We start from the raw sequence: 9737 nt of genomic DNA, 5'->3' as shown, positions 1-9737 counted from the left end.
CCCCCCCGCGGCCATGCACGGACTGCTCCAGGCCTTCGCCACGAGGGGCTCAGCCGTTGGCCGGTTTCCAGCACCAGTGCCACGGCTCGTAGACGATCCCATGCGGGTTGTCGCGCGGATAGCTCAGATGGAACCCGTGCGTTCCCGCATTGGCCTGCAGCCACGCAAACGCGGCCGTCGCTTCGAAGGTCTCTTCTGCCGGCGCGTCCCCCGGTGTGCCGATATCCAGCGCGTGACCGCTGTGGTGTTCGCTGAAGCCGGGCGCGGCATTGACCTGCAGGATCTGCGGCACGCTCTGCCCGCGCGCCAGCTTGCGCTCGAAAATGCCGAGCTGATACGCATGGCTGCGGAAGCCGGAGATCGCGTCCAGTGCAATGCCATCCCGCGCGGCGTGCAGGCGCATCCGTCGCCAACCCTGCGCGGCGCCGCGACGCAGCCACAAGGGGCGCGCGAAGCGGTCACGTCCGGCGAAGTGCAGCAGGCAGGGCTCTGCCTCCAGTGCCAGCCCGCTGTCCTGCGCATAGCGCTTTGCATCCAGGCCCAGCTGTTGCAGGCGCTGCTGCAGGCCGGCCAGTGGCAGCCACTGCACTTCCAGTGCAGTGCCGAACGGCCGTGATCGCGCGCCATCCAGCAACGCCAGCGCTTCCTCCACGCCCGGTTCGCGCGGCAGGCGCGGCACCAGCGAGTGCACGCCGTGCGCCAGTATCGCCGCCAGGTAGCGGCCATCCTGCTTGCGCCGCAATACCCATTGCGCACGCGCCAGCAGGCGGGCGTCGAGATTGCTGCGCGCGCGCAGCAGCGGCGCTGGCCACAGTTCGACGGTCTCGGTGTTGATCAACAGTGGAGTGGTGCGGTGCATCGACCCAGCTTACTGCCGTGGCGCCGTGGCGGCCACCTTGCGCAGCGCCTCCAGCAGGGCCTGCGGGCGCTCCAGGCTGAGCAGCAGGGTGCTGCCGCCGCGCACCGGAATCACCAGCGTGCGCGCGCGGTCGGTGACCAGGGCAAAGCCCTTGCCGCCGCCCTGCAGGCGGAAGTGCCCGGAGTAGAAGCCGGGCATGCTGTAGCCGTTGGTCTTGAAGCGGATGCCGTAGCGGCGATCACGGCCGAGGTCGACCACCTCGGCCTGGTCCAGCAGCAGGTCGGCCACCGGGGTGCGGCGGCGGTACAGCGTCGAACGCACGTCCAGTACGTTATCTGCCAGCTCCACCCGGCGGCGGAAAAACGCCCAGCCCAGGCCGACGCCCATCAGCACGATCACCGCCAGGCTCCATGCCGCGCTGCCACCCATCAGGAAAAACGGGGGCGACAGCGTGACCTCCATCCAGGGAGCGTCGGTGCGGCTGTCGTGCAGCTGCGACCAGATGCCGACGCCCAGTACCGCCAGCAGTGGCAGCAGCACCCACAGCACCCGCAGCGAGGAGCTTTCGGCGACGTCGAACGGACGTGCATCACTGCCGCTCATCGTTGCGACTCCACCCAACGCGCGACGTCATCGATCAGCTGCCCATCGACGTGGCCCGGCTGCGCGTATTCCTTCAATGAACTGGAGCCGCTGCCAGCGATGCCGATATGGTTGAGGGCAGGGTAGACCTTCCATTGCACATCCTTGCGCTCGGCCAAGGCTGTTTTCCACAGTGCCCAATCCGTTTCCGGTACCTGGAAGTCGCGGCCGCCGTGCAGCATCAGCAGTGGTTTTTTCAGCGCCACCGCATCGCCCCGTGCGTTCACCGCTTCGATGCTTTTCCAGAACGTCTGCGGCACGCCCAGTGGCAGTTCGCTGGCGGCTGCAGGCGTGTCGCTGCGGGCGGCGGCGATCTGCGCCGCCAGCTTGTCCAGGAACGCCTGCTCAGGCGCACTGATCGAGCCGTCCAGCGACAGCAGGTAGCGGTTCTGCTCCGGCAGCAGCTCAAGCAACGTGCGCGCCGGCGCGGCCCACAGGATCGCGCCGCGCGCCTGTGGCCAGCGGCTGGCGATGCGCGGGGCGAGCATGCCGCCCTGGCTGTGGCCGAGCACGAAGATCCGCTTGCCGTCGATGCGTGGGGCCGCCGCCAATGCGCCCAACGCGGCGACGGCGTCGTCAGTGGTCTCGTCATCAACGTTGAAGTTGCCGCTCTGGAAATCCTGCGGGCGGGCATGGGTGCGCTTGTCGTAGCGCAGCACTGCGATGCCGTGTGCGGCCAGGCCGCGCGCGATGTCCAGGAACGGGCGGTTGCCGCCGATGGTTTCGTCGCGATCCTGCGGGCCAGAACCATGCACCAGCACTACGGCCGGGAACGGTCCTTTGCCCTTGGGCAGGGACAGCGTGCCGGGCAGTGCGCCGCGCGCCTGCGGTACGCTGAAATCGGCTTCGCTGTAGTTCGCGTCGGACGGCGGTGGCGGTGCCTTTGCGGCCGGGGCCGGGCGTAGCAGCAGCCCCGCCACTTTGTCCTGCGCGTTTACCGCCACCTGCGCGATCACCGCGCCACTGGCGAACTGCAGGGGGACGTCGACCAGGTGCAGGCCCTGCTGCTCGCTGCTGTGCGCCGGCCCGCGCTGCTTCAGTTCACCCAGCGATTGCCACAGGCCCTGCAGCTTGTCGGCAGGCACGGCCGCGGCCATCTGTGGGGTCAGCATGGCTTCGGCGTCGGCGATCCGCCCGGCCTGCAGGTGATCGAGCAGGCGTGCTGCAACCTGCTGCGGTTCACCCGCAGCTGCACTGGCGGACAACAGGGCGAGGGAAACAGCCAGCAACGAACGGCGTGCGCTCATGGTCACAGCTCCTTCTTGAAGACCAGCAGGGCCGGGCGCATCGGCGCCGGGATGATGATGTTGACCAGTTCCCAGCCCAGCTGGCCCTGGCGGCTGAGTTCGGCCTGGATGTCGTCGGCTTTCTGCAGGCCCATCATGGTGGTCTTGACCTCGACGGTCAGGTAGCTCCAGCGCTTGCTCATTCCTTGTCCTCCGGCGATGGCTTGGGTTTCGGCAGGCGTCCTGCCTTGCGCAGTGCGTCGCGCAGCACGTATTCGATCTGCGCGTTGAGGCTGCGCAGTTCATCGTCCGCCCAGCGCTGTGCGGCCGCCAGGACCTCGGCGTTGATGCGCAGCGGATAGGCTTTTTTCTCGCTCATGCAGACTCCTGGCGGGGCGGTGGGGCGCCCCGTTGCGAGGGTGGCTCAGTACAGCGAGCCGGTGTTGACGACCGGCTGCGTGCCGCGGTCCGAGCACAGCACGGTCAACAGGTTGCTGACCATGTGCGCCTTGCGCTCCTCGTCCAGCTGCACCACGCCGTTCTTCTGCAGTTCGGCCAGCGCCATCTCGACCATGCCGACCGCTCCGGCAACGATGCGCGTGCGTGCGGCGATGACCGCATTGGCCTGCTGCCGCTGCAGCATCGCCTGGGCGATTTCAGCGGCGTAGGCGAGGTGGCTGATGCGCGCATCGATCACCTGCACGCCGGCATCGGCCAGGCGCTCGGCCAGTTCGTTCTTCAGGTGCTGGGAGATCTCGCTGGCGTGGCTGCGCAGTGCCAGCTGGCCGTCCTCGTGCTGGTCGTAGGGGTAGCTGGTGGCCATCGCGCGCAGCGCCGATTCGGACTGGATGTGCACGAAGCTCTCGTAGTCGTCCACGTTGTAGACCGCTTCGGAGGCGTCGACCACCTGCCAGACGATCACCGCGGCGATCTCGATCGGACTGCCGTCCAGCTCGTTGACCTTCAGCTTGCCGCTCTCGAAATTGCGCACGCGCTGGCTCACGCGGCGCTTGCTGAAGAAGGGATTGTTCCAGCGCAGGCCGTTGTCCTTGACGGTGCCTACGTACTTGCCGAACAGGCTGACCACCGCCGCCTGGTTGGGCTGCACGGTGTACAGGCCGGCCAGTGCGACCAGGGCCAGCGCGCCGATCAGCAGTCCGGTCAGGAGCAGCAGCACGTTGGGCGAGCCGGTGCTGGCCTTCGCCGCGACCCCGGCCACGAACAGGGCGCCGCCGGCGAGGGCCACGACCAGGGACCCGGCAAGCGCGCCGAGGCCGTTGAGGGAGGACAGCGACTTCTCTTTCATGGCGGTACGTCCTTGAGGGTTCGAAATGAAGATATCAAAGTGATATCACATGCGGACTACCGTTCGTCGGCTGGGCTTCCTCAAGCGCTGCGGCTGGACCGGATAGAATGCCCACCCGCCTTCACATTGCTGCTGGAACCCCGCCATGGCCAAGCTTGGAACCCCGCTGTCCCCCTCCGCCACCCGCGTGCTGCTGCTGGGCTCGGGTGAACTTGGCAAGGAGGTGGCCATCGAGCTGCAGCGGCTGGGCGTGGAAGTGATTGCCGCCGACCGTTACACCGATGCCCCGGCCATGCAGGTGGCACACCGCTCGCACGTGATCGACATGCTGGATGCGATGGCCCTGCGCCAGTTGATCGCGCAGGAACAGCCGCACCTGGTGGTGCCGGAGATCGAGGCGATCCATACCGAGACCCTGGTGCAGCTGGAACAGGAGCAGGGCCTGCGGGTGATTCCGACTGCGCGTGCGGCGCGCCTGACCATGGACCGTGAGGGCATCCGCCGCCTGGCCGCCGAGACGCTGGGCCTGCCGACCTCGCCGTACCGCTTTGTCGATACCGAGGCCGAGTACCGCGACGCCGTGGCTGCGATCGGCCTGCCGTGCGTGGTCAAGCCGGTGATGTCGTCCTCGGGCAAGGGCCAGAGCACGCTGCGCAGCGAGGCGGACATCGCCCCGGCCTGGGAGTACGCGCAGACCGGCGGCCGTGCCGGTGCCGGGCGCTGCATCGTCGAGGGTTTCATCGACTTCGATTACGAGATCACCCTGCTCACCGTACGCCACGCCGGTGGCACCTCGTTCTGCGCGCCGATCGGGCACCTGCAGAAGGATGGCGACTATCGCGAAAGCTGGCAGCCGCAGCCGATGTCGGACAAGGCACTGGCGCGTGCCGAGGAGATCTCGCGCGCGATCACCGACGACCTCGGTGGCTGGGGCCTGTTCGGTGTCGAGCTGTTCGTGAAGGGCGACGAGGTCTGGTTCAGCGAAGTATCGCCGCGTCCGCATGACACCGGTCTGGTGACGCTGGTATCGCAGGAACTCAGCGAGTTCGCGCTGCATGCGCGGGCCATCCTCGGCCTGCCGATCCCGCTGATCCGCCAGAGTGGCGCATCGGCCTCGTGCGCGCTGCTGGCACATGGCGAGGGCGTGCCGTACTTCAACAACGTGGCCGCCGCGCTGCAGGTGCCGGACACCGCCGTGCGCCTGTTCGGCAAGCCCAGCGTGCATGGCCATCGCCGCGTTGGTGTGACTCTGGCGCGCGCGGAAACCATTGAAGAGGCGCGTGCCATCGCCCGCGATGCGGCCGAGGCCATCGGCGTCGAACTGCGCCCGTAACCGGTAGCGCCGGGCCATGCCCGGCGGCCACATTCCGGTGGGTACCGACCGTTGGTCGGTACAGATTTCCAGTGGGTACCGACCGTTGGTCGATACAGATTTCCAGTGGGTACCGACCGTTGGTCGATACAGATTTCCAGTGGGCACCGACCGTTGGTCGATACAGATTTCCGGTGGGTACCGACCGTTGGTCGGTACCCCATCAACACCGACTTACGGCTTCACGTCCACCCACACCAAATGGTGGTCGCTGCCGTCGGCGATCTTCGCTTCGGCACTTTCATTGGCCGGCCAGAACACGCCGCTGCCGACGTATTCGAAGCCGGTCGAGGGCAGCACGTAGTCCAGGCGCATGGTGCCGGACTTCGGGCCGAAATCGCCGGTGGCATGGAACGGTGCGCCCTTGCGGGTGATGCCCTTGGCCGCATAGGCCAGGCTGGTCTGCTCGGCGCCGACGCTGCGCGGGGTGGGGTAGCGCAGCACGCGGGCGTTCTCGATCAGTTCGACGATGGCCTCGTGGCGGCCATCGCCATCGACCGGATCGTTGTTGAGGTCGCCGAGGATGACAAAGCGTGCCTCCTGGGCCAGGCCGCCGCACTGACCCTTGTCGTCGCACAGCCACGGCTTGTCACCCTTGGACAGGTACTCCTGCCACAGGCGCAGTTCGTCGTGGTTGCGTGCGGCGTTGCGCTTTTCCGGGCCGTCGAACACCGGCGGTGTCGGGTGCGAGACCAGCGCGTGCACCACGCCGGCCGGGGTCTTCACCGGCACGTCCCAATGCGACTTCGACGACAGCCGCAGCTGCGACCAGACGCTGTCGTTGTAGAAGCTCTTGCCGGTGCGCGGATCGACAGGGCGGATCGCGCCGGGCATCGCACTCCACTTCAGCAGCTGGAAGCTGCGCACCTTGGCTTCGTCAATCGGGTAGCGCGACAGCACCAGCATGCCGTACTGGCCCGGGTGCAGGCCGTAGCCCCAGGCGTCGTTGCCACGGCCTCGGCCTTCACCACCGACAATGCCGTTGTTGTCCAGGTCCAGGCCGCTGGGCACGCCGGTGTTCACCGGTGCCAGGTAGCGGTAGGCGAAGTGCAGCGGCTTGCCGCCACCGGGCTGGGCCACTTCCAGGTAGCGCTTCTGGAACAGGTCGGCAGCGCGATGGGCGTCGTCGAAGTCGAATTCGTTCAGCAGCACCAGGTCGGGGCGCGCCTGCTGCAGTACCGCGGCGATCTTGCGCGCGTGTTCGCTGTCGCCTTCCAGTTCGGCGATCAGGCCGCCGGCTTCGTCCGAATACAGCGAGGTGTTGTAGGTGGCCAGGCGCAGCGCTGCAGACGGTTTTTCGGTCATCGCGGGGGACGTGGCGAAGGCGGGAGCGGTGGCGCCACAGAGCAGGGCCAGGCCGAGGATCAGGGGTTTGGCGTTCATGGCCGTATTGTGCACCCGGCCCGGTGTCAGTGGTTTGTCAGCGTCCGTCCAGATCGTCATCGAAATCATGCCAGCGGCGGCCGTCGTAGGCCTCCAGCGGGCGGTAGCGTCGCTTGTAATCCATCTTCTGGTGCTCACGTATCCAGTAGCCCAGGTACAGGTGTGGCAGGCCCTCGCGGCGGGCCCACTCCAGTTGCTGCAGGATCGCGAAGGTACCCAGCCCGCGCGCGGCATGGGCGGGGTCGAAGAAGGTATAGACCGCCGACAGCCCGTGCTCGGTCACATCGGTCACCGCCACACCCAGCAGCTGGCTGGGCTGGCCGTCGTGGCCGGGCAGGCGTATTTCCATGAAGCGCGTGTGCGACCAGCTGCCGATCAGGAACTGCTCGAACTCGTGCGGGCCGTGGTCGTCCATGCCGCCCTTGGCATGACGATGCACCAGGTAGCGGTGGTACAGCTCGAACAGATCCTCACGCGGCATGGCTGCGGTGATGCGCACTTCCAGGTCGGCATTGCGGGCGGCGCAGCGGCGCTGGCTGCGGTCCGGCGCGAAGCGGGCCACCGGGATGCGCACGGCGACGCAGGCGTGGCAGTTCGCACAATGCGGGCGATAGACCAGATCACCGCTGCGGCGGAAGCCCCAGCTCAGGGCCAGCGGGTACAGCCCGCCGAGGCGACGGTCCTGCGGGTCCAGCACCAGATCGCGCGCGACCCGGTCCGGCCAGTACCCACAGGGGTGCTCGCCGGTCTGGAACAGTCGCAGTTCGTCGTCTCTGTCGCCGTGTCTCGCCATGGGCACAGCATAGCTCCAGCCTGTCGCAATGGCGGCGACTGTCCGCCGGATGAATGGAACCGGCGGCTACGTCAACCGAGGTCGTGGTCAGGCGTTGTTGTCCTCCGAGGGTGAGGTGTTCACCCCGACGCCAATCCCATTCCCAGGAGTGACCCCATGATCCGTACCCCCCTGCTGCTGGCCCTGCTGCTCGGCACCTCCGCGACCGGTATCGCCTTGGCCGCCGACGCCCCGACCGCTCCGGCACCGCGCCCGGCCAAGCTGGATGTCAATGGCGATGGCGTCATCGACCGCAGCGAAGCGGCGGCCAACCCGCGCCTGGCCGCGAAGTTCGATGAGCTGGACAAGAACAAGGACGGCAAGCTCTCGCGTGATGAGCTGCCGCGCTGGAAGCATGGCCGCCACGGTGGCCGTGGTGGCGAGCGCTGGGCCAAGCTGGACGCGAACAAGGATGGCCGCATCAGCCGTGAGGAAGCCAAGGCCGATCCGCGCCTGGCCGAGCGTTTCGACCAGCTCGACCTCAACAAGGACGGTTACCTGGACAAGGCCGACCGCGAGCTGCGCATGAAGCAGCATCGTGACGCCTGGTTCGCCGCCGCCGATACCAACAAGGATGGGCAGCTGAGCAAGGCCGAGTTCGACGCCGCCAAGGGCCCGATGCACGGTGGCCCGCGCCACGGCGGCCCGCGTGACGGCGCCGCGCCGAAGCCGCAGCGCTGATTTTCACTGCAGTGATCGACGACAACGCCGGCGTGATGCCGGCGTTGTCCGTTACAGGCGGCCGCTGAGCGTCGTCGTGTAGGCCAGGGCACCGATGACCATCAGGTTCACTGCCATCATGCCGGTCAGGCCGTACATGGACTCGTACTTCCAGTTGATCCCGTGACGCCCACGCCGGGCTGCATCACGCGCGAGCAGCGGCGCCATGATACGCCGCAGTGTCACCAGGCACTGGTAGTTGACTACGACCAGGCCCAGTGCCAGCACCAGCAGCTGCGCCCACATCGGCGCCTGCAGCAGCACGGTAAACAGGATGGCCAGGCACCAGCCCAGGCTCGTGCCCGTGCTGACATTGACGAAGCGGCGAACCTGCACCTGCTCGGCGCCGGTCTCGGCGTACGACAGCAGGAAACGGCCGCCGAGATAGCTGCCGAGCGCACCACCGACGACGCCGCCGATGATCGCGGCCCAGCTTGACGCAGGCAGCATCTGCAGCTGGCCCAGCGTTGCGGTCAACGTGCCCATCGCGGTACCGCCGGCGGCACTGGCGCCACCGAGTCCGAGCTTGCTGCCGCCGATGCCGACGCCGGTTCCCAGCAGGATCGCTGCGCTGGCGGTGCCGGGCGCGGCGATCATCAGCATCGACACCACCGCCGTTGCGAACGCAGCACTGGGTGCACTGCTGCGTGCGAATTCGCCGAAGCGCTGCAGCAGGCCCTCGCGCACCTGCGCACGGGCGCGTGACAGGCGCTTGCGTACTGCCGCGTCGCTGAGCCCGAGCAGGTCAGCGACCTGCTGCGAATGCTGGCCCTCGCGGTAATACAGCAGCAGTACTTCGCGGCTGTCGGCGGGCAGGGCGGAGATGATGTCTTCGGCAGCGATTTCCTCTTCCAGCCGTTGCAGGCGATCGGCCGCGCCGGGGGCCGGATCCGCTGCCATGGTCAATGCCACTTCGGCAGCCTCGCCGCTCAGCGGTCGGCCACGTTGCGCGCGCAGCCAGTCACGGGCGAGGTTGCGGGTGATCTGCCGCAGCCAGGGCAGGAAGCTGCTCGCGCTGCGCAGCTGGTGCAGCTGCTGCCATCCCTTCACGAACGCTTCCTGGGCGATGTCCTCGCTGGCCTGGCGGTCGCCGGTGATGGCCAGGGCAATGGCGGTGACCGTGTTCTGGCAGGCCAGCACGATGCGCCCATAGGCATGCTGGCAGCCGCCGCTGGCGGCCGGCAGTTCGCGGTGCAGTGTGTCGTCGATGCTTGCGGCGAAGGTCGTCATGGCGGCGGGCTCCTGCAGGGATTGTGTCCCATGACGGAGGCGCGTGCGGAATGTGACCTGCCCTTTTCCGGTAGCGCCGGGCCGTGCCCGGCGCCTGTCCTGTCAGGCATTGTGGCCGCTGATGCAGGCCGCTGCGCTCGCCGGGCATGGCCCGGCGCTACCTGCGG

At 67.8% G+C, this 9737-nt stretch carries 11 protein-coding genes; 2 read left to right on the top strand and 9 right to left on the bottom strand.

The window, feature by feature from the left end:
- Positions 1-49: 49 nt before the first annotated feature.
- From ACFX4F_RS19820 to ACFX4F_RS19795, 6 genes are read right to left on the bottom strand one after another with little or no spacing between them, the layout of a single operon-like run.
- Complete coding sequence (locus ACFX4F_RS19820; protein ID WP_380658021.1) at positions 50-859, bottom strand: M15 family metallopeptidase; 810 nt, start codon at positions 857-859, stop codon at positions 50-52.
- A gap of 9 nt (positions 860-868) precedes the next feature.
- On the bottom strand, positions 869-1462 hold the full coding sequence (locus tag ACFX4F_RS19815; RefSeq protein ID WP_180163931.1) for a PH domain-containing protein: 594 nt from the start codon (positions 1460-1462) through the stop codon (positions 869-871).
- On the bottom strand, positions 1459-2748 hold the full coding sequence (locus ACFX4F_RS19810; protein WP_380658019.1) for an alpha/beta fold hydrolase: 1290 nt from the start codon (positions 2746-2748) through the stop codon (positions 1459-1461). The genes ACFX4F_RS19815 and ACFX4F_RS19810 overlap by 4 nt, the downstream gene beginning before the upstream one ends.
- Before the next feature lie 2 nt (positions 2749-2750).
- Positions 2751-2930 carry a DUF4177 domain-containing protein gene (locus ACFX4F_RS19805; RefSeq protein WP_089239544.1) on the bottom strand — a complete coding sequence of 60 codons (180 nt, stop codon included), beginning with the start codon at positions 2928-2930 and terminating at the stop codon, positions 2751-2753.
- Positions 2927-3106, bottom strand: a complete 180-nt coding sequence (locus ACFX4F_RS19800) for a hypothetical protein (RefSeq protein WP_005412615.1) — start codon at positions 3104-3106, stop codon at positions 2927-2929. The genes ACFX4F_RS19805 and ACFX4F_RS19800 overlap by 4 nt, the downstream gene beginning before the upstream one ends.
- Positions 3107-3151: 45 nt before the next feature.
- Complete coding sequence (locus tag ACFX4F_RS19795) at positions 3152-4033, bottom strand: SPFH domain-containing protein (RefSeq protein ID WP_380658016.1); 882 nt, start codon at positions 4031-4033, stop codon at positions 3152-3154.
- A gap of 145 nt (positions 4034-4178) precedes the next feature.
- Between ACFX4F_RS19795 and purT the strand changes: the two genes are divergently transcribed.
- Positions 4179-5366, top strand: coding sequence for a formate-dependent phosphoribosylglycinamide formyltransferase (gene purT, locus ACFX4F_RS19790; protein WP_380658014.1), 1188 nt, complete (start codon positions 4179-4181; stop codon positions 5364-5366).
- 213 nt (positions 5367-5579) lie between these two features.
- Here purT and ACFX4F_RS19785 read toward each other — a convergent pair whose 3' ends face one another.
- Both ACFX4F_RS19785 and ACFX4F_RS19780 read right to left on the bottom strand, forming a co-directional pair.
- A complete protein-coding gene (locus ACFX4F_RS19785) occupies positions 5580-6788 on the bottom strand; it encodes an endonuclease/exonuclease/phosphatase family protein (protein ID WP_380658012.1) in 1209 nt (402 codons plus the stop codon).
- Between the two features lie 37 nt (positions 6789-6825).
- Positions 6826-7581, bottom strand: coding sequence for an arginyltransferase (locus ACFX4F_RS19780; protein ID WP_380658010.1), 756 nt, complete (start codon positions 7579-7581; stop codon positions 6826-6828).
- Positions 7582-7737: 156 nt separating this feature from the next.
- On the opposite strand from ACFX4F_RS19780, the gene ACFX4F_RS19775 reads away from it, so the two are divergent.
- Positions 7738-8301 (top strand): EF-hand domain-containing protein, encoded by a 564-nt coding sequence (locus tag ACFX4F_RS19775; RefSeq protein ID WP_380658008.1) that lies wholly within the window; start codon positions 7738-7740, stop codon positions 8299-8301.
- Between the two features lie 51 nt (positions 8302-8352).
- Here ACFX4F_RS19775 and ACFX4F_RS19770 read toward each other — a convergent pair whose 3' ends face one another.
- Positions 8353-9570, bottom strand: a complete 1218-nt coding sequence (locus tag ACFX4F_RS19770; RefSeq protein ID WP_380658006.1) for an RNA polymerase sigma factor — start codon at positions 9568-9570, stop codon at positions 8353-8355.
- Positions 9571-9737 lie beyond the last annotated feature (167 nt).

It is taken from the genome of Stenotrophomonas sp. YIM B13575 (genome assembly GCF_042787595.1).
In the GTDB taxonomy this organism is placed as follows: domain Bacteria; phylum Pseudomonadota; class Gammaproteobacteria; order Xanthomonadales; family Xanthomonadaceae; genus Stenotrophomonas; species Stenotrophomonas lactitubi_B.
Note: the sequence above shows the minus strand (reverse complement) of the source record. Positions and strands in the feature narration are given on the sequence as shown.

What these genes read in the sequence shown, in the direction of transcription:
- ACFX4F_RS19820 (WP_380658021.1), bottom strand. Translation starts at nt 859, where the DNA reads ATGCACCGCACCACTCCACTGTTGATCAACACCGAGACCGTCGAACTG.
- ACFX4F_RS19815 (WP_180163931.1), bottom strand. Translation starts at nt 1,462, where the DNA reads ATGAGCGGCAGTGATGCACGTCCGTTCGACGTCGCCGAAAGCTCCTCG.
- ACFX4F_RS19810 (WP_380658019.1), bottom strand. Translation starts at nt 2,748, where the DNA reads ATGAGCGCACGCCGTTCGTTGCTGGCTGTTTCCCTCGCCCTGTTGTCC.
- ACFX4F_RS19805 (WP_089239544.1), bottom strand. Translation starts at nt 2,930, where the DNA reads ATGAGCAAGCGCTGGAGCTACCTGACCGTCGAGGTCAAGACCACCATG.
- ACFX4F_RS19800 (WP_005412615.1), bottom strand. Translation starts at nt 3,106, where the DNA reads ATGAGCGAGAAAAAAGCCTATCCGCTGCGCATCAACGCCGAGGTCCTG.
- ACFX4F_RS19795 (WP_380658016.1), bottom strand. Translation starts at nt 4,033, where the DNA reads ATGAAAGAGAAGTCGCTGTCCTCCCTCAACGGCCTCGGCGCGCTTGCC.
- purT (WP_380658014.1), top strand. Translation starts at nt 4,179, where the DNA reads ATGGCCAAGCTTGGAACCCCGCTGTCCCCCTCCGCCACCCGCGTGCTG.
- ACFX4F_RS19785 (WP_380658012.1), bottom strand. Translation starts at nt 6,788, where the DNA reads ATGAACGCCAAACCCCTGATCCTCGGCCTGGCCCTGCTCTGTGGCGCC.
- ACFX4F_RS19780 (WP_380658010.1), bottom strand. Translation starts at nt 7,581, where the DNA reads ATGGCGAGACACGGCGACAGAGACGACGAACTGCGACTGTTCCAGACC.
- ACFX4F_RS19775 (WP_380658008.1), top strand. Translation starts at nt 7,738, where the DNA reads ATGATCCGTACCCCCCTGCTGCTGGCCCTGCTGCTCGGCACCTCCGCG.
- ACFX4F_RS19770 (WP_380658006.1), bottom strand. Translation starts at nt 9,570, where the DNA reads ATGACGACCTTCGCCGCAAGCATCGACGACACACTGCACCGCGAACTG.